Annotated in this window: 21 protein-coding genes; 13 read left to right on the plus strand and 8 right to left on the minus strand. The window is 56.0% G+C overall.

The features are described 5' to 3' along the window. Positions 1-178 precede the first annotated feature (178 nt). The 6 genes from SH421x_RS06415 to SH421x_RS06440 form a co-directional block, all read right to left on the minus strand. Entirely contained in the window at positions 179-529 is a 351-nt protein-coding gene (locus SH421x_RS06415) for an amidohydrolase (protein WP_488854584.1), read from the minus strand. A gap of 12 nt (positions 530-541) precedes the next feature. Then, entirely contained in the window at positions 542-1,111 is a 570-nt protein-coding gene (locus SH421x_RS06420) for a hypothetical protein (protein ID WP_488854585.1), read from the minus strand. Positions 1,112-1,205: 94 nt separating this feature from the next. After that, a complete protein-coding gene (locus SH421x_RS06425; RefSeq protein ID WP_488854586.1) occupies positions 1,206-1,982 on the minus strand; it encodes a PIG-L deacetylase family protein in 777 nt (258 codons plus the stop codon). Further along, entirely contained in the window at positions 1,982-2,908 is a 927-nt protein-coding gene (locus SH421x_RS06430) for a sugar phosphate isomerase family (protein WP_488854587.1), read from the minus strand. The genes SH421x_RS06425 and SH421x_RS06430 overlap by 1 nt, the downstream gene beginning before the upstream one ends. Before the next feature lie 76 nt (positions 2,909-2,984). After that, complete coding sequence (locus SH421x_RS06435; RefSeq protein ID WP_488854588.1) at positions 2,985-3,677, minus strand: hypothetical protein; 693 nt, start codon at positions 3,675-3,677, stop codon at positions 2,985-2,987. 63 nt (positions 3,678-3,740) lie between these two features. After that, entirely contained in the window at positions 3,741-4,352 is a 612-nt protein-coding gene (locus tag SH421x_RS06440) for a hypothetical protein (RefSeq protein WP_488854589.1), read from the minus strand. A 70-nt stretch (positions 4,353-4,422) separates the two neighbouring features. Here SH421x_RS06440 and SH421x_RS06445 point away from each other — a divergent pair, with 70 nt between their 5' ends. The 4 genes from SH421x_RS06445 (at position 4,423) to SH421x_RS06460 (ending at position 8,441) form a co-directional block, all read left to right on the plus strand. Continuing rightward, positions 4,423-5,430 (plus strand): hypothetical protein, encoded by a 1,008-nt coding sequence (locus tag SH421x_RS06445; protein WP_488854590.1) that lies wholly within the window; start codon positions 4,423-4,425, stop codon positions 5,428-5,430. Between the two features lie 200 nt (positions 5,431-5,630). Beyond that, positions 5,631-6,527 carry an MlaE family ABC transporter permease gene (locus SH421x_RS06450; RefSeq protein ID WP_488854591.1) on the plus strand — a complete coding sequence of 299 codons (897 nt, stop codon included), beginning with the start codon at positions 5,631-5,633 and terminating at the stop codon, positions 6,525-6,527. 3 nt (positions 6,528-6,530) lie between these two features. Further along, on the plus strand, positions 6,531-7,358 hold the full coding sequence (locus tag SH421x_RS06455) for an ABC transporter ATP-binding protein (protein WP_488854592.1): 828 nt from the start codon (positions 6,531-6,533) through the stop codon (positions 7,356-7,358). Between the two features lie 6 nt (positions 7,359-7,364). Then, entirely contained in the window at positions 7,365-8,441 is a 1,077-nt protein-coding gene (locus SH421x_RS06460; RefSeq protein WP_488854593.1) for an MlaD family protein, read from the plus strand. 9 nt (positions 8,442-8,450) lie between these two features. Here the strand turns inward: SH421x_RS06460 and SH421x_RS06465 are convergent, their stop codons facing one another. Then, positions 8,451-9,338 (minus strand): protein-tyrosine phosphatase family protein, encoded by an 888-nt coding sequence (locus SH421x_RS06465; protein ID WP_488854594.1) that lies wholly within the window; start codon positions 9,336-9,338, stop codon positions 8,451-8,453. A 165-nt stretch (positions 9,339-9,503) separates the two neighbouring features. Next, complete coding sequence (locus SH421x_RS06470) at positions 9,504-10,814, minus strand: radical SAM protein (RefSeq protein ID WP_488854595.1); 1,311 nt, start codon at positions 10,812-10,814, stop codon at positions 9,504-9,506. 200 nt (positions 10,815-11,014) lie between these two features. Here SH421x_RS06470 and SH421x_RS06475 point away from each other — a divergent pair, with 200 nt between their 5' ends. From SH421x_RS06475 to SH421x_RS06515, 9 genes are all read left to right on the plus strand, one after another. Further along, on the plus strand, positions 11,015-12,847 hold the full coding sequence (locus tag SH421x_RS06475) for a prenyltransferase/squalene oxidase repeat-containing protein (protein WP_488856415.1): 1,833 nt from the start codon (positions 11,015-11,017) through the stop codon (positions 12,845-12,847). 13 nt (positions 12,848-12,860) lie between these two features. Then, positions 12,861-14,711, plus strand: a complete 1,851-nt coding sequence (locus SH421x_RS06480; protein ID WP_488854596.1) for a polyprenyl synthetase family protein — start codon at positions 12,861-12,863, stop codon at positions 14,709-14,711. Positions 14,712-14,780: 69 nt separating this feature from the next. Next, the gene (locus SH421x_RS06485; protein ID WP_488854597.1) at positions 14,781-15,329 is read left to right on the plus strand and encodes a hypothetical protein; all 549 of its coding nucleotides are present in this window, start codon (positions 14,781-14,783) and stop codon (positions 15,327-15,329) included. 449 nt (positions 15,330-15,778) lie between these two features. Next, positions 15,779-16,006 (plus strand): DUF3311 domain-containing protein, encoded by a 228-nt coding sequence (locus SH421x_RS06490; protein WP_488854598.1) that lies wholly within the window; start codon positions 15,779-15,781, stop codon positions 16,004-16,006. A 2-nt stretch (positions 16,007-16,008) separates the two neighbouring features. Continuing rightward, positions 16,009-17,559, plus strand: a complete 1,551-nt coding sequence (locus SH421x_RS06495) for a sodium:solute symporter family protein (RefSeq protein ID WP_488854599.1) — start codon at positions 16,009-16,011, stop codon at positions 17,557-17,559. Positions 17,560-17,708: 149 nt separating this feature from the next. Next, positions 17,709-17,978 (plus strand): 30S ribosomal protein S18, encoded by a 270-nt coding sequence (gene rpsR / locus SH421x_RS06500; RefSeq protein WP_002651629.1) that lies wholly within the window; start codon positions 17,709-17,711, stop codon positions 17,976-17,978. A 120-nt stretch (positions 17,979-18,098) separates the two neighbouring features. Then, the gene (locus SH421x_RS06505) at positions 18,099-18,521 is read left to right on the plus strand and encodes an acyl-CoA thioesterase (RefSeq protein WP_488854600.1); all 423 of its coding nucleotides are present in this window, start codon (positions 18,099-18,101) and stop codon (positions 18,519-18,521) included. Positions 18,522-18,540: 19 nt separating this feature from the next. Beyond that, positions 18,541-19,464, plus strand: coding sequence for a prenyltransferase/squalene oxidase repeat-containing protein (locus SH421x_RS06510; RefSeq protein ID WP_488854601.1), 924 nt, complete (start codon positions 18,541-18,543; stop codon positions 19,462-19,464). A 14-nt stretch (positions 19,465-19,478) separates the two neighbouring features. Next, positions 19,479-20,147, plus strand: a complete 669-nt coding sequence (locus SH421x_RS06515; RefSeq protein ID WP_488854602.1) for an ABC transporter ATP-binding protein — start codon at positions 19,479-19,481, stop codon at positions 20,145-20,147. Positions 20,148-20,158 lie beyond the last annotated feature (11 nt).

Genomic DNA, 20,158 nt, shown 5'->3' on the forward strand with positions numbered 1-20,158 from the left:
CATAGGCAGGGGCTTGGTCAGTAGGGTAACGTCAAACGTTCATTTCACGCACAATCATTGCCACGCAAGGCCGTGGCAATGGCACCCGCAAATCGGAAAAGCAGCGTGAAACCGGACTCATGCCGTGGCGTAAATCTCGTGCCGAACAAGATTGGGTCTTGGCCAAACTAACTACACCCTACCCAAGCAACCGTTCTAGCTCGGCGATTACCGTGCGGCAACTGGCTGCGGCCATCCGGAAGTTCGTATGGTCTGAGATCTCGGGCTGGATCTCTTGGAACAGCTCGCCAGCGCGGCGGAGCTTGGAGAGTTTTTTTTTCGCCTGTTTGAGATAGGCGGTCGCATCACCGCTTTCTAGCGGAGCTCCCAGCGCGAGCATGTAGTCATACAATGCTCGCGCGACTTCCTGCAGTTCGTCGTCCTCTTCCGTTTCTTCGGCATGCTTCAGAAAGGTTCGAACCATCCAGAGATGCGCGAGCTGGGCGTCGATCGCTTGCATCAAGCGTTGATCGTTGCTGGAATCGTTCATCGTCCGTTTCGGTTAGTCTGCGGCAGGCTTGGACTTGAATTGTGCGGCAGGTTTTTCCACTGCAGAGGCGGTCTTGCCGTGATCAACCGCAGCGTGCGGTTTGGTGCGAGGAGCAAAGAACAGAACCGTCACGGCGCCGGCGACGATCAGGATCAGCCCGGCGAAGTAAAAGGGATTCGCTTGTCCCCACAGCCCTTTGGTGGTCATCGAGATGACCGTGATAATGATCGGCGCCGTGCCAAAGACCAGCGGCATGACGATCCATGGTTTTGAAGCGCTGCTGCCGGCGCTAAACGCCAAAATGATCCCCAGGGCGCCCAGCGTTCCACACACGCCGGCGGCGCTGCTCCAGCCGATGCCGCCGAAGGTCCAACCTTGCCATAGTTTCCCCTGCGATGCGAGGATTGCCCCAGGGATGAGGATCGCGACCACAAAGTAGGCGAAGCCGACGCAGATCAGCGGTTTGAAGGAGCCCCCTAGTCGTGCTTGCCCTTCATGCAGCACCGCGCCGTACGATCCCCAGCAAATTGCCGTTAACGCAACGCCAGCCAACATGAATAGCAGCTTTTCGAGACTTTCCATAAACGGCTCCCCGATCCCATTTTAATTGTTAGAACGACTAATTCTTGTCATTGTAACAGCCGCGCCAAGAGAAGGGCAGGGCGAGCGGATTTCGTTAGTAAGCTGGATTACGAAGAGTTCGCGCCGTCAGCGCCGCCGACAGCGGGTCATCGCCGGGCTCGCAAAATCCGGCGTACAGATGGCGTCGCCAGCCTTCGGCAAACGTGTAGGTCGCTGACAGACTCCCCACTTGGCGGTCCATATCGCGGAGCGCTTCGAGATACGAGCCCATTCCCTGGCTTTGATCGAGCCATTCTTTTTGGCTCTTGTGGCAGGCCAACATTTCGACCTTCCGCTCGACCAGATCGGACGTATCAACAAACAGCTCCGGCATCACCAGCTTCCCCAGCGGATCTCGATTTTGATACGGCTGAGCGTGATAGACCGTCACCTTTTGCGGGGTGATTGCCCGCGGCGGATCGACCAGAAAGTTAGGCATGCCGCGGCAAAACGCGCCGGTCACCGCCAGCCGCGCGACTTGCATGTGGTCTTCCATGTAGTCGCTGGGGGCATGCGTCAGTACGATCTGCGGCTCGATGGCTCGCATGACCGACGTTACCTTGGCCAGCAGTTCTAGCGAATAGAAGACTTCTAGATCAGCGCACAGCGGCTGATGAAACTGGGCGCCGATCGATGCGGCCGCCGCTTTCGCTTCGATCAGGCGAATGCGGGCGGTCGTCTCGCGATCGGTCGTCATGCTGCCGCAGCAGCCGTCGGCGATATTCCAGTAGTGAATCTCGTAACCGACGTTGGCCAGCGCCATCAGGGTGCCAGCCATCAGAAACTCGATATCGTCAGGATGGGCCGCGATGGCCAAAGCGGAGCGCTTCATTAGTGCATCTGAACCGTACAAGTTCCTAAACCGCCGCGGAAGTAATTGAAGCGAACATTCGGGTGATCGGCCAACAATGACATCGGCACCGCCGAATCCGGAATCCGCTTGGCGATCATCAGCGCCGTCAAGCGTTGCCCAAACGGGTTGTCATGTGCGCCGGCCTGCCAGATTGAAACGCATTCAGATTTCCAGGTCTCTTGGGGACCGACGGTAACCGCTGAAAGCGGCACTTCACTTACCACGCCGCCGCCAGAAGTGCGAGCGTTTTGCATGACCGTCACCGGGTGCAAGTTGACGACGCGCGTGCCAAGCTGGCGATATTCTTCAGGCGAAGGAGGCGCGTCGACATAGTCGCCGGTCCGCGGAAAGGGATCGTTGAACGCCCAGTGCTTCGCGTCTCCCTGACCCCCTTGCATGACCAAGCAGCGGGCTTGATCCCACGACGCGCAGTACTCGGTCGAGTCGACTTTGGGGAAATGGATGTTCTCGGTCGGCATCCGCAGCTCAGGCTTGATGCGATCAAACAACAGGTCGTGATCGGCTTTGGCGAAACCAAGCGGAAACTCAAACGGCACTTCTTTGCCGTCGACAACCCATTCGTCCATGCCCCAAAAATGGGCGTGCTTTAGATCGAGCTCCAACTCATTGACCAGTCGCGCGACCAACGGCAATTGTTCGGTCGGCCCGATCGGGCCGCAAATGCCGCAGGGATTGTCGGCGGTCGCTTGCTTCCAAGCAGTGATGTATTCGAGCGCTTCGGCCAGATAGAAATCTTCGAGCGTGTCAAACATCCGAACTTCAAAGCCTTCGCGAGAAAAGCCAAGCAGATCCTCTGGCGTCACGCGGGCCGCATCGTCCAACAACTCACGGTCAAGCGTCGTAAAATCCCACCACTCTGGTGCAAGGATGCTGCGAGGTCGCATATCGAGTTCTCTTTGGCGTTGTCTTAGGAAGTGAGTGAGCTAAGTGGCCCGATTTTGTCGTCACGCTGGCGTTGTGTCAATCTTTGGGATCCGAAGATTCACTGGATTGTATAAAACCTGTCAGGTGTGTGCGCAAGATGGCTTCGACTTGCTCCACTTGATCTGGATTGACTGTCAATTCTGCGACGGTGAAATCACCGACAAGTAGGACGCGAGGTTTGAACTTATTCCATCGACATGTACGAAGTGCATTCCAAGGAGTGACTGTTGTCCCAAGAAGGACGCCATTTTCACGAAGTTGCGGCGGCTGCGATCCGAAGCTGGCGTGACAAAATTTGATCGCCATGCTGATAGTTATAACAGTGGGTGTCACCAGTTGAACGAGTGGCTCGCTCGACCGCGATTCAGAACCAACTAAAAGCACGAATGTGAGAAATAACGTGAATAAGACCAATACCGTTAAAAATGAGGAGATTCGAATGTTGTTATTGATGTCACGAGTTTCGTCGACGGAAAGCGTGATCAAAAGTGCCCCGCCGTTTTTTTGAGCGGCACGGCGCGGATAGACGAACAGAAGCTGGGATAGCGCTATGCCCACTAGAAAGCCGGCGGCGCCTATTGCGAGCATCAGCCATTGATTGGTTTGAAAATCACGAGCAAATGGCGCAATGAGAACAAGCACAACTGCAATGATCGCGGTCACGACAAGCAAGTGCCGAATGCGAAACTGCGGCGGCTTGTCGACTTCGGTGACGGGTTGGCTCTGCATCGACTGTGATCCAATCTCTTGGCTTAGAATGACTTGCGAAGTCAATTGATGGAGGGTATTCGATTACGAATTGGAAACGAGCGCCGGGATCTTATCTCTCAAGATAACCTCGACTTGCTCACGCTTTTCGGGATCGATAGGGAAGTCGAAGATTACGAAACTGCCAATCCTCAGTACGTTGGGATCTACCGTACTCCAGCGACAGGTCTTCATCTCGTTCCAAGCAGTAAATACTGTTCCATTCAGCAAGCCGTTCTGTCGCAATTGCGGCGCCTTCCAGCCAAATCCCGCATTGCAAAGAAAGGATGTTGTGATAACCGCTGCATAAGCGGCCGGTACGCCCAGTTGATAGAAGGGAATGGGGCGGTCGGCATTTGACTTGGATAGCACCAATAGATAGATGAAAAGGATGGCGAGCACGATCAGTGAAGCATAGGCGATGACCTTCATGATCAAATTGCTACGAGCCGAAACTCTTCCGGTCAGATTGGTTAAGAGTGCTCCTGCTTTTCGTCGCGCAAGGAAGCGTGGAATTCCAAAAAACAAAAGAAAGCCAACCAATCCCAAGGAACATCCCAAGCCGCCTGAGCCAATTACAATCCACTGATTGGTATTGAACTGGCGGGCGAAAGGAGCAGTCAACGCAATTAGGATTGCGACGATGGCTGTTGTCACAACCAAATGCCAGATGCCAAACTGTAAACTTGGTTTTTCGATCGCCGTCTGAGCTTCGTTTCTAAACTCCATGCGATTCCTTAACGGCCACGGTACAATCGAACCAACTTTCAATCGTCAGATTAAGCGAGTCAGCTACGACATGCAAGAATTGGGGGAGCAGCGATCAGAAACTTCGCGTGGTTGGGCGATTGCGCGTTTTACGGCTTTGGCGGTCGCGTTCTTATTGTTCGACTTTGTAATGACACTGCTCTGGCGATGGTCCGGCGGTCGCGAAATGGCGTTTCCGCAAGGCGTATATGTTGGACTTTTTGTGGTGCAGGTTGATTTGCTCGCTTTCTGGGTCGCGCTGGGAACGGGGCGAATGATCGTGCGGTTCCCTTGGGCGTTGCTGGGGATCACCTTGATGTATGTCGTTCATCAAAGGGGCGCGTCGTTGTTTCTCAACTATCGCGTATCGGAAGCCGAGCAATCTTTATTGGCGGTGATCCTGTTGTTTGGGCTCATCGCCTGTTCGATTAGTCTGCTCGTCTATCGAATCGCAACTCGCCGGCGATTGGGTTATCGTGAGATCCCTATCGAGATTTCCAATCGCTTTCAGTTGCGGCATTTGATTTTCGGCACTTCGATTCTCAGCGTGACCCTGGCTTTGTTGAGCGGATTTGGATATCCCGTCTCGTTTCCGTTTACGGGCGAAAAAAATCTCTTGCTCGCCCTGTTTGTCGCCGCGATCGTCAATCTGGCAACCACTGTGCCGTCGATTATCGTCGCATTTCGTATCTCAGATCGTTGGTGGTTTTGGGTCTGGATGCTGGCGGGCATGGGGCTCGCCGTATCGATCCTTGAAATGGTGTTGTTGTGTATGGTGCTAGGAGTGCCGCAGAGCATCGCGAGAGCATTTCTGTTTTTGCTTCAGATAAATCTGACGCAAAGTTTTGTGCTACTGCTTTCTCTGTTGCTAGTGCGCTGGTCTGGCTATCAGCTACGGCTGGTGACGGAGAATGCGAGTGTTGTTCAGATCACGAATGCCGCCCCATCCAAAGTCCCCCAAGCCGATCCCTGGTCCGAAGACGAGTGACACCTCGACTAGCACCGCTAGCACCAGCTGCCGAATAACAACCGTTTCATGCGGTATTTCAGGCGTTGCATGCAAACCTTCGCTAGGCGGCGCAGCTTTCCTCAAGCTGATCACCGGTGCGCGTCGAAGTTAGTTAGGATCCCCCGAGCTGCGCGCGCAACTCGAAGGTAGCTAGCACGAATCGTCAACGATCGAACACGATGGCGACCGGAACCGCCCCGAACAACTCGAATCCCTCGCCGCGACCGCGTCAATTGACATGGATCGAAGAGGCGTTATTCAATTGGATCGCCGATTGGGGAACGCTGGGGATTGAGTTTACGATTGCCGTTGGCGATATGGCGTTGTTCGCGCTGCGGACCATGCAGTGGCTCTTCAATCGCATCCCGAGACGGGAGACGCTGGTCCCCAACTTTTACCAGGTCGGCGTGATGAGTCTGCCGGTTGTGGCGCTGACCGGAACCTTTATCGGGATGGTGCTCGCCGTTCAAAGCTACTTCCAGTTCCGGCAACTTGGGCTCGAAACGCGTCTGGGCGCCGTCATCAATATGACGCTGGTTCGCGAGCTGGGGCCGGTGTTGGCGGCGACCATGCTAGCGGGGCGCGTTGGCAGCGCGATGGCCGCCGAGTTGGGAACAATGCGCGTGACCGAGCAGATCGATGCGCTAGATAGCATGGGAACCAACCCGATTCATTTTCTCGTGGTGCCTAGGTTTTTGGCCTGCGTCATACTTATTCCGGCGCTAACCGTGATGGCCGACTTCATGGGGTTTGTCGGCGGCTATTTTTACTCAGTCAACATCCTGGGCATCGATCAGCACTACTACATGTACAACTCTGAGCAGTTTGTGCAGTCGTGGGACATCTTCTATGGTCTAATTAAAAGCGTCTTCTTTGGCGGGACGATTGCGATCGTCAGTTGCCATCGTGGGTTTCATTGCGAGCCCGGCGCCGAAGGAGTGGGGCGAGCGGCGACGGCGGCGTTCGTTTACTCGTTTGTCTTTATTCTGGCGATCGATTTGGTGTTGGGGATCTCGCTCGATACGGTGTATCACATGCTGTGGCCCGAAAATGTTCCCCAGTTTGGCGGAGGCTAGACGTTGCACGCACGGCTGGAAGAAGATCGATCCGAACCGATTCTTGACGTCGACTCGCTGCATGTGCAGTTTGGCGCCCAGACGGTGCTGCGCGATATCTCGATCAAGATTCCGCGTGGGCAAACGTTGGCGATCATCGGCGAAAGCGGTTGCGGCAAGACGGTGTTGCTTAAAACGCTGATCGCATTGATTCGACCCACGCGCGGCGAAGTAACCTTTGACGGACAGAACCTGCATGAGATCTCAGAGCGCGAGCTGACCAAGCAGCGGATTCGCTATGGTTTTGTGTTTCAGGGTGCGGCGCTGTTCGATAGCATGACAATCGGGCAGAACGTCGCGTTTCCGCTCAAGCAACATACGCGAAAGCCGATCGAAGAAATCCGCCAGATCGTGTTTAGCTTGCTGGCCGATGTTGGCCTGCCTGACTCGATCGTCTGGAAGAAACCGGCCGAACTCTCTGGCGGCATGCAAAAGCGTGTTGGCCTGGCCCGCTCGTTGGCGCTCAAGCCCGAAGTCATGCTGTACGACGAACCGACCACGGGACTCGATCCGATCATGAGCGATGTGATCAACGAATTGATCCTGAAGACCCGTTCGCGTTATCCGGTCACCAGCATTGTGGTGACGCACGACATGCGGACAGCGCGGAAGGTCGCCGATCGCGTGTTGATGCTTTACCCGGCAGCCCGGCTGAAAGGGGACGAACCGCAGATTTTGTACGACGGACCGCCAGAGGGACTCGACGAGTGTAGCGATCGTCGGGTTACGCAGTTTGTCCACGGCGAGGCCGGTGAGCGGATCATGGAAATGCGCGAAGCGGCAGGGGTATAACGCGATATGGACGATCGTATCCTACAATTCCGCGTTGGAGTCGTCATGATGGCGGCGCTGATGATCGCCGGCATCCTCTTCTTTTTGTTGGGAGAGTTTCCGACGCTCGTCACCGATCGCAATACGTTGTACGTCGTCTTTGATCAGGCGCCCGGCGTGACGGTGGATACGCCGGTGCGGACCTCCGGCATTTTGATTGGCCGGGTCAGCGATGTGGCGCTGCAAGAAGATCGTGACGTGATGGTGACGCTCAAGATCGATCGCAAATATATGCCGCGCTCGAACGAGGTTTGCCGAATCACCTCGGGTTCGCTGTTGGGCGACGCGCTGCTTGAATTTGTTCCCGGCGAACGACCGACGGAAGCCGTGACGGTGTTGGCCGACAAAGCGGTGATTGAAGGTTCGGCCGCCAACAATCCGTTTGACGTGCTGCGGAGCATGGAATCGCAGATGGTTACGGCGCTGACAACCATGGACCAAGCAGGCCGTGAAGTAGGGACGCTCGCGCACAACGCCAACGAATCGCTGATGACCAACCGTGATCAGTTCCAACGCATTCTGCAAAAGTCCGAGCTGGCGCTTGATCGTTTTGATAATGCGATGTTAGCGATCAACAACTTGGTCGCTGACGAAGATCTGAACAAGCGTTTGCAAGCAGCGCTGCAAGACTTGCCAGAAACGTTGAACGAATCTCGCGCGCTAATCGAACGCATGCAAGGAGTAGTCGACAAAGCCGATCGCAACCTAGAAAACCTCGAAGGCTTTACCGGCCCGTTGGGCGAAAAGGGAGAGCAGCTGGTCGCCAATCTAGAGACCAGCACCGAGAATCTTAGCGACATGATCGAGCAGCTCGCACGTCTGGCCCGAGCGGCCAACAACCCCGATGGTTCGTTGGGGCAGCTGATGACCAATCCAGAGCTCTACCAAAATCTCAACGCCGCGGCCGACAACATCCAAGAGATCTCGACCAAGCTAAAACCAATCATGAACGACGTCCGCGTCTTCACTGACAAGATTGCCCGCGACCCGCGGATCTTGGGAGTGAAGGGTGCGTTGAATCGGAATCAGTCTGGGATCAAGTAGTCGGGCACGCTAGTTCCGATACTCCGCATGACAAGCGTTGCACAACTGCTTTAGCTTCGCCAGATCGTCGCTTAAGCCTGCTGTATCGCCGTGCTTTAACTTGGTCTCGATCGACAGCGCGATCGCTTCCGACGATTGCATCAGCGTGCGAAACTTGGCGTCGTACTTATCCGCCGGCAGCAGGCGACCTGCTTCATGCAGTCCCTCGCGCAGGATCAGCGCTTCACCAGTTGGCGTTAAGTCAGGATGCTCGGCCGGCGTTTTCCAATCGGCTTTATCGAGCAACACCAAATTGTCGTAGATCCGATCGATGTCGGCCATCGCGGCGGCGAGTGATTCGACCTGGGCGACTTCAACTAAGATTGGCCTTGGCGCGTCAGGGGGAAGCGGTTGGAACTGTTGGACGTTTTTCCACAGGCCGGTGTAGTCTCCGCTGGCGCCGGCCTGATGCATGAACGCTTCGGCCTGAGCGGTGGTGAGCGAGCCTTCGGCTAGGCAGGCGATCGCGACTCCGGCGGGGCCGCGATGTTTGCCGTGATGGCAGTGGAAGTAAATCTGGCCAGGATATTGCCGCATCACTTCGGCCAATTGGGCCTGGGCGGCGCGGGGAACGCCGTCATAGCCGAAGGGAATATGGATGTATTTCAGACCATGCTTTTTCGCAGCGGCGACCTCGGGTTTCGCGCCATCGACCGACACAATGACTTGGATTCCAAGTTGGGTGAGCGCTTCAAATCCTTCGGCGCCATGCGGCTGACTACCGCTCCAAACGTGCGGCGTCACGCGATAGAGATTGTGGATGCCTGGCGGATCGACTTGCTTGGCGGCAGGACCTGTTGGCGGCATCGGATCGGCGGCCAGCAAGATCGGCACAAGCAGCAGCGGGGCGAGCAGCATGAAGATTCTCCGCAAGCAATTTTGATAAGCTTGCGAACATTCTAACTGGGGTCAGATCAATACGCCAGCAAACAACGCATCTACTTCTCGACAGATTTAGGCAAAGTTGTTGCAAGAAATGTCGCTTGCAAACGCATTGTTGGGTTTCGCTCCGCTGCACCCAACCTACGGTTTTTCGACGGAAGAGGGCAGCGTGCTTTGAAGCTGCACGAGCGGCGGATGCGCTGGGGTGATCGCTTCGCCATCTTTGATGGTGGGGCGCCAGTTCTTCAACTCGAAGTGACGGCCATAGGCGCCGTAATCATGAAAGGCGAACTTCTTCAGCAACCAATAGACCCAACTTTTCTCCGGGACTTCGCGACCAGGATTGTACTGCGAAGGATTGGTCTGCAGATTGTCGAGCTCTTGATAAGCGGCGCCGCGAGCGGTCGTGTCTCTCGCCTCATTCTTGCGCGCATAGTCATTTAGCAGATCAGGTCGCTCCAAGATGATGCAGCCGCGCGTGCTGCTGGCGGCGAGTTCACGAAAGCCTCGCAAAAATTCGGACTCGTTGAAAACGTCCTTCAGTGGTCGCTCATCGTGGATCGATTCTTTGGCGAACTGAATCACCGGGCACGGTTCGATGTCACCGTAGGGCGAAATGTGGTGCGTGAATCCGGTTGCGGCCGGACACAGCGCGTTGCCATCGGCATCATAGTAAGCGTCGATGATCGCGATCGGCTTTTTGCACCGCATCTCGACCACAAACTTGCGCGCTTGATATTGTTGCTCTGGCGTCAGCGCCAATTGCGGATTCGGTTCGGGGCCGACGATGCGATAGATGTGGTACCACGTGTAGAAGACCCCCATTTCGATCAGGCGGTCAATCCACTTCTCTTGCAGCAGGTCGTCATAGTTGGTTTGGCACAAGCTGGTGCAAACGCCGGTCAGCAGTTTGTTGCGTGTGCAGTTTTCGATTCCCTCCATCGACTTGCTGTAGACGCCGCCGCGCCCGCGCCGCTCATCGCTGATGATCTCCGAGCCTTCGATGCTGATCAGCGGCGTGACATTGCCCAGGCGACGCAACTCTTTGGCGACTTCGTCGGTAATGAAGTGCCCATTGGTAAAAACTTGGAAGTATGCATCGGGATGACGAGCGAAGATTTCGAGCAGATCGGCATGCATGAAGGGCTCACCTCCTAAGATGCCGAAAAACGAATTGCCCATCGCTTTTGCCTGGTTCAGCAAACTGTCCATCGCGGCGATGTCAATTTTCTCTTGCTTCGCCGCGACATCGACCCAACATCCCTGACAGCGGAGATTGCAACTGTTGATGACCGAGATATAGAGGAACGGGGGAAAGAACTCACCCCGCTTGAGTCGCGCTTTGTGCTTGACCACGCTCCGCAGTCCCTTATACCCCATCAACCAAGCAAATTTGGCGACTAGGCGTTTGTCAGTTTCTAGGAGAGCTCGTTTGGCGAGTCGCAGATACATAAGCTCGGCACGGTCCAGGAATAGAGTCGAGGGAATAGACTCGATGGGAAAGTGGACGGGGAATCGATCCGTGGTTTATTCTACCACCAAGAGCCTTCGGAATACAGGAACGCGGCTCCGTCGACATTGCCTCGGCTGGCACGTAAACTGAATAGCCCCGTCTAATCCTGCCTTCTGACTGCTTGGATATCGTCTTGTTGATGGACTTTGATCGACTTCAGCGCTGCTATGCGATTGCCCGCGATGATCTGCTGGCCCAGCGAAATCCGCAGGGGCATTGGACTGGTCAGCTGTCGACTTCGGCCCTGTCGACCGCCACGGCGGTCAGCGCGCTGCAGATGGTGGTGCGGCACAATGCAACGCAAAGTGCACATTTGCGGCCGCTGATTGAGGGGGGCGTGCGATATCTCACCGAAAATCAAAACCCTGACGGCGGTTGGGGGGATACCGATCGAAGTTACTCGAACATTGCGACCACCATGTTGGCGGTCGCGGCGCTGACGATTGCAGGGCAGCGCGAAGCGTTGCACGAGCAGATCGCCTTCGCTGAGAACTATATCGAAGCCCAAGGAGGCATCCCCGGCCTTCGGCGGCGATATGGCAAAGACAAAACGTTCGCCGTCCCGATTTTGACCAACTACGCGTTGGCGGGGCTGGTTGATTGGCGCGAAGTTTCGCCGCTGCCGTTTGAATTGGCTTGCTTGCCGCAGAAGTTTTACAAGCTGGTGAAGTTGCCGGTCGTGAGCTATGCGGTTCCGGCGCTGGTCGCGATCGGGCAAGCTCGCTATTTCCATCGACCGCCGTGGAATCCGCTGCTGCGCGGCATTCGCGCCGCCGCCGTGAAAAAAAGCTTGTCGGTACTATTAAAAATGCAGCCGGCCAGCGGCGGTTATTTAGAAGCGGCCCCGCTGACTAGTTTTGTGGTGATGAGTCTGGCCAGTATTGGGCAAGCACAACATCCCGTGGTGCAAAGCGGCGTGCGGTTTTTGGTGGACTCGGTTTGCGCTGACGGCAGTTGGCCGATTGATACGAATCTCGCCAATTGGGTGACGACGCTCTCGGTCAATGCGTTGGCTGCCGGCGGAGAAGATGTCGAACAGCTCGCCTGTTTGCCCTGGATCCTGGCCAATCAATACCAAGAGATGCATCCGTTTACCGGCGCCGATCCCGGGGGTTGGGGATGGACCGATCTTAGCGGTTCGGTCCCCGATGCGGACGATACGCCGGGGGCGATGTTAGCGATCGCACATTTTTTTCAGTCCCCTAGCGCCGACAATGAAACGCGCCGCCAGATTGTCGCGGCAGCGAAGAGCGGTGCTCGCTGGCTGCTCGACTTGCAAAACAGCGACGGCGGTTGGCCCACCTTTTGCGAAGGTTGGGGAACGCAGCCGTTTGATCGTAGCGGGAGTGATTTGACGGCGCATGCGATTCGAGCGCTGCACGTTTGGCGCAATGAGCTGGGCAATTTGCCGTTTGAGCGAGCGATCCTGCGTGGGTTTCGCTACCTCCAACGGCAACAACGCAAAGATGGATCGTGGTTGCCGCTGTGGTTTGGCAATCAGGACCAGCCTGACGACGAGAACCCGATTTATGGGACGGTGAAGGTTTTGTTGGCGTATCGCGATCTGGGCATGATGTCGACCGAGACAGCTCGCAAAGGGGCCGTTTGGCTAGCTGCGCGACAGAATAAAGATGGTGGTTTTGGAGGCGGACCGAGCGTTGCTACTCTTTGCGGGGGGGTGGGGCAAAGTAGCGTCGAAGAGACCGCACTGGCGATTGAAGCGCTGTTAGCGGCGGAAAACCCCGATATTTCGCAGGAAATTGTCCCTTCTGCGATCGGTTGGCTCTGTCAGCGGGTTGAAGAAGGAAGCTACGTCAACTGTTCGCCGATCGGTTTTTACTTCTCGAAGCTGTGGTATTATGAAAAGCTCTACCCGAGAGTCATGACCGTTGCGTCCCTGGGCGCCGCGCTGCAAGCCAACGCCAGCGTCCCGCCTGCGCCAGAGACCGTAACTATGTCTTCCGATCATTAAGGAATGTTCTCCCTTGGCAATTGCACCGATCGACTCCAATAGCGCAGACTCCGAGCCGGGCCGCAAACGCAAGTCGCGTCGTCGTCAGACGGCTCACTTGAAGCAGGTTCCTCCAGCGAAGCAATTGCGCGAGACGATACGCGCCGCTTGCGTGCAGATCGCCGCCGGGCTCGATAAATCCCGTCCCCTATCGAAGGACGAGATGGAGAAAGTGGTTCGTGATCTCTTAAGCAGCTTGGATCAGCCTGACAGTTATGTCGGTTGGACGATGGTGATGCTCGCTTCTGAATTTTGGCGGGATCAGGTCGCCGCAGTACCGCATGATCGGCGGTTGTTTCTATTGCCGCATTGCCTAAAACATGCCGAAGGTTGCCCTGCCGACTATGACCAGTTTGGTCTCGATTGCAAAACATGCGGCGCTTGCAGTATCGCCGACTATCGCACCATCGCCGAAGAGATGGGCTACAAGGTGTTGGTCGCCGAAGGTTCGCCGATCGTGCTGAAGATCATCGTCAGCGGTCATGTGGACGCGATTGTCGGCGTCGCCTGTTTAAACGTACTTGAGAAGGCGATCGACAAAATCATTTTGGCCGGCATTCCGTGCATGGCGGTGCCGCTGCTGTCGAGCGATTGTCGCAACACGTCGGTCGACGAGGACTGGGTTCATGACATGATCCAAGTTCCGCACCAGCAACCACAGCAAACGACGCGCAGCTATGTGCACCTGATGCGAGCCGCGGCGGCGATGTTTGAGACGCCAGAGCTGACGCGTTTGGTTCAGCCGCAGCGCAAGGGACCCACCTTGGCTGAGGTCAACGGCGCTGGCGCCGCGGCGCTCGATCCCATTGCCGCGACCGAAAAACTGGCGCTCGATTTTATTGCTCGCGGCGGCAAGTATTCGCGTCCCTTCACCACGTTGGCCGTCTATGACGCTTTGACCGGCGGCGAAGGAACTTCGGCCGGGGGAGCGGCGCGGGTCGCCGAATATTCGGACTCGGTCAAGCGCACCGCGCTGGCGATTGAGACATTTCACAAAGCGTCGTTGGTGCATGACGACATCGAAGATGACGACGCCTATCGCTACGGCGATGTGACGATTCATCGCAAGTACGGCGTGCCGACCGCGATCAATCTGGGCGACTACATGATCGGCCTGGGATATCGTCTGGTGAGCCGCGATATGGCTCAATTGGGCGGCGAGCTGGCCAGTCGCATCTTGGATTGTCTGGCCGACGCGCACATGCGTTTGTCCGAAGGGCAGGGCGCCGAGTTATTGTGGCGCGATGCGGCCGACAAGTCGCTGAAGCCGGTCGACGCGTTGAAAATTTATGCTTTGAAAACTTCGCCTGCGTTTGAAGCGGCCCTGCAATGCGGCGTGCTGCTGAGCGGGACCGAAACCGATTATTCTGAGCCGATGCGGTTGTTCGCCAGACACGTGGGAGTCGCCTTCCAAATTTTGAATGACCTGAAAGACTGGCGCGGCGATAGCGACAACAAGCTATCCGCTGGCGGCGACGTATTGGGGGGACGGCCGACTGTGCTTTGGGCACTGGCCTTAGAAAATCTTAATGAGGCCCATCGCACAGAACTGATCGAGCTGATCGGCGATGATTCGGCAAGCGCCGCTTCGCGAGTGGCTCGCGTCCGACAGCTTTACAACATGGCCGGCGTCTTTGACGCGGCCGAACGACTGGTCGAAAAATACCGCTCGCGAGCTGAAGAAATTGCGGATCAGCTAGAGCCGGAAGAATTGCGCCGACTGATGTACTATTTGATTGATACGATCCTGGATGACCCGGCCGCTTCGCAAGTGCCGGTTGTGATGCACTCGTTGTCGGCTGACATGGCCGTCTCGCCCGCCTAAGCGGTAACGCTTGGATACAGTTACGCACCTGGATCTTGCCTGCCGTCTGGCTTCTGGATTGCGAAAGGAGTGGAGTTGAACGACCGTCAACGCACGACGCCGGACTTGGATGAACTCGTCCGACTGTTCTATCGCAATCCGAGCGAATTGGCGGACTTTACTGAGGTCTCCGCCGCCGAGACGCCGCCGCCGTTCGCCGAGTTGTTGGCCCATGATCATCACATGACGGTGACGGTCGAACGCTTTCACGATTCGGCGGTCGATGTGCAAGTGCTCGATACGCTGGCCATTGGATCCGCCTATTCGCGCAAAATTTTGTTGTCGAAACAAAGCGATGGCAAAGTAGTCCAATTTGGCATCGTACGCTTGCACTGCGACTATCTCAGCGAGATCGTCGAGCGCGAGATCAAAAGCGAGCGGATTCCGGTGGGACGCGTGTTGATTAATCACAATGTGCTCCGCCAGGTGCAGCTCACCAGTCTCTGGCGCGTCGCGCCGGGAGAAGAATTGAGGGATCTGTTGGCTCTAGCGCCCGGCGATGTGATCTATGGTCGCACGGCGCTGATTTTTTGCGACGGCGAACCGGCGGTAGAACTGCTAGAGATCGTGACTCCGTAAGCGCGTGTTTTGAAGTTGCGCTATTCAGCAGGTTCGTAAGCAATAGAACGCGGAGGACACGGATCAGTCACGGAATTACACGGCAAGAGAGGAGATTGGCAATTTCCCATCACGTCCAATTGGTTTACTAACCAAGCCAATTTGAAAACGCCAGCTTGCTGCACAAACAACGATTTCTGGCTGTGAAACGCCGTGATTTATCCGCGGTATCCGTGTTCCATGCTTTCTTTGTCCTCCAATAGCGCAACTTCAAAAAGCGCGTGCAAAGGTTCTTTCCGCGCCGGGCGTTGTGCGATCAGCTTTTGGCGCCGCAAAATTCTCCACCGCGCTCTTTTTCTTTGAATTTGGCTTTCGCCGTTGGCCTGCATCTTCTAAGATAGGCGTTGAAACAACTGTTGTTTGCACTTTCTAGCAAGCGACGACACGCCTTACCCGCGCATGTCTGCATTATGAAATACTTTGTTTGGTCTTTAGTCGTGGCCCTGATCATCTTGCATCAGGACTTCTGGAACTGGGACAACGCCGATTTGGTATGGGGTTTTTTCCCTGTCACCCTGCTGTATCAGGTTGGGATCTCGCTCGGCGCCGGGATTACCTGGTTTCTGGCGGTTAATTTCGCCTGGCCGCAAGAGTTGGAATACATCGAGCAGCTAGAAGAAAAGCAGGGGGAAGAGTAATCGTGGAATTTGCACCAGGCATCACGCAACTTGTCATCATTTGCATCTACCTAGTGCTGCTGTTGGCGCTCGGTTTGTTTTCAAATCGTCTGTTTAGCGGTTCCAGCAAGGACTATATGTTGGCCAGTCATTCGATTGGCCCGTTCTTGCTGTTGATGTCGATCTTCGGCACGACGATGACGGCGTTCGCGTTGGTCGGCTCGACCGGCGAAGCTTACAAAGAAGGGGTCGGCGTCTACGGACTATTGGCTTCTTCCAGCGGCATTGTGCACTCACTCTGCTTTTTCGTGCTCGGCGTTAAGCTTTGGTCGTATGGTCGTAAATATGGCTATACGACGCAGATCGAGTTTTTCCGTGATCGACTCGAAAGTGACAAGCTGGGCGTCTTGCTCTTTCCGATCCTGATTGGGCTGGTGATTCCTTACTTGTTGATCGGCGTGATGGCTTCTGGGGTTGTGGTGAGCGCAGCGACGCGTGGCGCATTTCCGGTATTGTTTGAAGCGTCACAAGGGGGCGTGCCCAGCTGGTTGGGAAGTCTGGTGATTTGCAGTGTTGTGCTGACGTACGTCTTTTTTGGCGGGATGCGCGGCACTGCTTGGGCCAATACCTTTCAGACGATTGTCTTTATGGTGCTAGGCCTAGTCGCTTTCTTTGTGATTGCCTCGAGAATCGGTGGGCAAGCGACGCTCTGGGAAAACCTGGTGGTCGCCTCGGAGTCCATTCCCCGCGACAAGCTGGTCCGAGCCGGGAATCCGAACATGTCCTATCTGAAGTTTGTGACCTACATGTTCGTACCGCTCTCGGTCGGCATGTTTCCGCACTTGTTTCAGCATTGGTTGACGGCTCGCAAGGCCAGCAACTTCAAGTTGGCCGTGGTCGCGCATCCGCTGTTTATTATGATCGTCTGGGCGCCGTGCGTTTTGCTGGGGGCTTGGGCCGCTGGCAATCTGGTGACGATTCCGCCGGCGATTGACGCCAACGCGAACGCGATTTTGCCCTTTTTGGTGAAAAAGTTCTCTGGCGATGTGCTGGGTGGATTTTTGATCGCAGGCGTCTTGGCCGCGATCATGTCCTCGCTCGATAGCCAGTTTCTGTGCGTTGGGACGATTTTCACCAATGACATCGTCGTCCACTACGGCGGCAAAAATCGGTTCACCGACAAGCAGATTGTGGTGATCGCGCGGACGTTCATTATTTTGATCGTCGCAATCACTTACGTACTGAGCCTGCTCGATAATCCTCGCGTCTTTACGCTGGGCGTGTGGTGCTTTAGCGGCTTCTCCGCTCTGTTCCCACTGATCTTTGCGGCGTTGTACTGGAAAGGGCTGACCAAAGCCGGCGCCTATGCGTCAGTGATCACAGCGATCAGCCTGTGGTGTTACTTCTTTTACCAGTCGGACTTTGCCGCAAATCCGCATTATGCGGTGCTCGATATGATGCCGGTCGCGCCCATGTTGCTTGGCTCGACGCTCGCTTTAATCCTGGTTTCGCTGGTAACTCCGCGGCCCAGTGAAGAAACCTTGCAAAAGTTTTTCCCGGCGAAAGACTCGTAAGTAATTGTTCCCCTTGGATTTACGCAAATCGCGCCGATTCTGGTCGCCAGCTGTCTGGCCCTTGCTGTCGGCGGCGATTGCGTTAAAATCTGAGGTTTCGACTCGATACAAAACAATCGATAGTAGCTTTTTCGATTCCATAGGATGCTATGAAGCCTGCCAACCGATTCAAGGCTCGTAAACGGGCGAAGACCAAAGCCCGCGTCACACGTAAAGATCCGATCTTCGTCGATGGCAAACGCCCGCGACCGATGTTCGTGGACTACAAAGACGTCGAGTTGCTGAAGAAACTGACCAATCGCCATGGCCGTATCGTCGGTCGTCGCAAGAGCGGTTGCACCGCGGTTAGCCAGCACGCTGTGACCCAGGCGATCAAACGCGCCCGTTTCATGGCTTTGCTGCCGTACGTGAAGGACTAACGTTCTTTCTAGGAAAGAACGTCCCTGCCGACGCACGCCGCGAACGAAGGAAGCCTGCCCGCTGAGCAGGCTTTTTGCGTGCGCTAATTTGAAATGAACGCCTAGCAAAGAGCTCGCACTATGCCTGAGATTTATCACGCCAAGCGACGGGTCGAATTTCGCGATACCGACGCCGCCGGCATCATGCATTTCTCGGCGTTCGCTGTTTATATGGAACAAGTCGAGCACGAGTTCCTGCGGCATGTCGGCTTGTCGGTGCATACGCCTGATGGCGACGCGACCATCAGCTGGCCCCGGGTTTCGATCCGCTGCGACTTTGTCAGCCCGGTGCGGTTTGAAGATGAGATCGATATTTCGATCGTCGTCAAGAAGATGGGCGCCAAAAGCGTGACGTACGGTTTTCAGTTCACGCACGACGGTCGACCGGTCGCAACCGGAGAGACGACCGCCGTTTGCTGCCGGATTTACCACGCGTTGCCGCCGCAGTCGATCGAAACGCCGGCTTGGTTTCGCGACAAGATTGCTCCTTATCTCGTCGCCTAGCTCAGATCGGTCCGCGCTGATGAACAACTATCTGCCGGAATTGACGGTTCGCATTGCAATGGGCCTGGGCGAGGTCGACGCTACGATCCGCGATCGTCACGCGAAATTCATCTGCGCGCGGCAGCAAGCCGATGGCGGGTTCGGGGGAAGAGAAGGGCCCAGCGATCTCTATTACACCTCGTTTGCATTGCGTTCGCTTGCAATTTTGGGGGAACTGCATGGCGATCTGGCCGAGCGAGCTTCCGGGTTTTTACGATCGCGACTGGGTGGCCAAGAAACGATCGTCGATTTTCTGTCGTTGATTTACGGCGCCGGTCTGATTGAAAACAGCGCCGGAATCGAAGTCTTTGCCGGCGCTGCCGCAGATTGGCAATCGCAAGTCGCCGCGGCGCTAGAGAAACTGCGCCGCGCGGACGGTGGTTACGCCAAGGGAGAGCTGGGGTCAGCCAGCAGCACGTACCACACTTTTTTGGTGCTGCTTTGTTTGCAGCTGATAGAGCGACCGATTTTGCAGCCAGAACGGATACGCGACTTTTTGCTTTCTCAAGAAGCGGAAGATGGCGGCTTTCGGGAGATTCGAGCCAGTAAGCGGGCCGGCACCAATCCCACCGCCGCGGCGATCGGCGCACTGCGGATCATCGACGGCTTGGATCAAGAGGTGGCGGATGGCGCGATCGACTTTTTGCTGGAAATGCAAAATGACGAAGGAGGACTGCGAGCCAACACGCGGATTCCGATCGCCGATTTGCTGAGCACGTTTACCGGATGTCTGACGCTGACCGATCTAGGAGCGTTGCACGAGATCGACACCGCCGCAGCGATGCGTTACGTTGAAGGTCTCCAACAACCCGACGGCGGCTTCTTTGGCGCCGTTTGGGACGAAGTCGCCGATGTCGAATATACGTTTTACGGCTTGGGCGGCCTCGCGATCTTGCATCCTTAAACGCACTCGCCGCCATGTCCGACCTCGACGTTGTTTCGCTGCGTAAAGAATATCCGACTCGCGGTGAGCCGCTGGTTGTCCTCAAGCATGCTGATCTAGCGCTCAGCGCTGGTGAGAATCTCGCGATTCTCGGCCCCAGCGGTTCTGGCAAAAGTACGCTGCTCTATTGTCTGGGCGCACTCGAGTCGCCCACCAGCGGGACGGTGACGCTCGACGGACAAGATCCGTTTCAACTGTCCGAGCCGCAACTGGCCGATTTTCGCAATCAAAAAATCGGCTTCATCTTTCAAGACCATCATCTGTTGCCGCAGTTGTCGGTGTTAGAAAATGTATTGGTTCCGACGCTGGCCAACGGCGCAGCGACCAGCGAAGCGGTGGAACGAGCCCAGTATTTGATCGAACGCGTCGGACTTACATCGCGAATCAGTCATCGGCCAGCCGAACTTTCTGGCGGTGAACGGCAGCGAGTCGCGGTGGCGCGCAGTTTAATCAATCAGCCGCGGCTGCTGTTGGCGGATGAGCCGACCGGAAATCTGGATCGGACCAATGCGGAAACGATTGGTCGGCTGCTGCTCGATTTGCAAGCGCAAGAGCACGCGATGTTGGTCGCGGTGACGCATAGCATGGAATTGGCTGAGATGTTCGCCGCGCGGCGTAGTCTCGATGATGGACGCCTTACCTAAACGACGCGCGC

It is taken from the genome of Blastopirellula sp. SH421 (genome assembly GCF_057808535.1).

Bases quoted from the DNA above. Each gene is read 5' to 3' on its own strand.
- SH421x_RS06415 (WP_488854584.1), bottom strand. From the start codon at position 529: ATGAACGATTCCAGCAACGATCAACGCTTGATGCAAGCGATCGACGCC.
- SH421x_RS06420 (WP_488854585.1), bottom strand. From the start codon at position 1,111: ATGGAAAGTCTCGAAAAGCTGCTATTCATGTTGGCTGGCGTTGCGTTA.
- SH421x_RS06425 (WP_488854586.1), bottom strand. From the start codon at position 1,982: ATGAAGCGCTCCGCTTTGGCCATCGCGGCCCATCCTGACGATATCGAG.
- SH421x_RS06430 (WP_488854587.1), bottom strand. From the start codon at position 2,908: ATGCGACCTCGCAGCATCCTTGCACCAGAGTGGTGGGATTTTACGACG.
- SH421x_RS06435 (WP_488854588.1), bottom strand. From the start codon at position 3,677: ATGCAGAGCCAACCCGTCACCGAAGTCGACAAGCCGCCGCAGTTTCGC.
- SH421x_RS06445 (WP_488854590.1), top strand. From the start codon at position 4,423: ATGCGATTCCTTAACGGCCACGGTACAATCGAACCAACTTTCAATCGT.
- SH421x_RS06450 (WP_488854591.1), top strand. From the start codon at position 5,631: ATGGCGACCGGAACCGCCCCGAACAACTCGAATCCCTCGCCGCGACCG.
- SH421x_RS06460 (WP_488854593.1), top strand. From the start codon at position 7,365: ATGGACGATCGTATCCTACAATTCCGCGTTGGAGTCGTCATGATGGCG.
- SH421x_RS06465 (WP_488854594.1), bottom strand. From the start codon at position 9,338: ATGCTGCTCGCCCCGCTGCTGCTTGTGCCGATCTTGCTGGCCGCCGAT.
- SH421x_RS06470 (WP_488854595.1), bottom strand. From the start codon at position 10,814: ATGTATCTGCGACTCGCCAAACGAGCTCTCCTAGAAACTGACAAACGC.
- SH421x_RS06475 (WP_488856415.1), top strand. From the start codon at position 11,015: ATGGACTTTGATCGACTTCAGCGCTGCTATGCGATTGCCCGCGATGAT.
- SH421x_RS06490 (WP_488854598.1), top strand. From the start codon at position 15,779: ATGAAATACTTTGTTTGGTCTTTAGTCGTGGCCCTGATCATCTTGCAT.
- rpsR (WP_002651629.1), top strand. From the start codon at position 17,709: ATGAAGCCTGCCAACCGATTCAAGGCTCGTAAACGGGCGAAGACCAAA.
- SH421x_RS06505 (WP_488854600.1), top strand. From the start codon at position 18,099: ATGCCTGAGATTTATCACGCCAAGCGACGGGTCGAATTTCGCGATACC.
- SH421x_RS06510 (WP_488854601.1), top strand. From the start codon at position 18,541: ATGAACAACTATCTGCCGGAATTGACGGTTCGCATTGCAATGGGCCTG.
- SH421x_RS06515 (WP_488854602.1), top strand. From the start codon at position 19,479: ATGTCCGACCTCGACGTTGTTTCGCTGCGTAAAGAATATCCGACTCGC.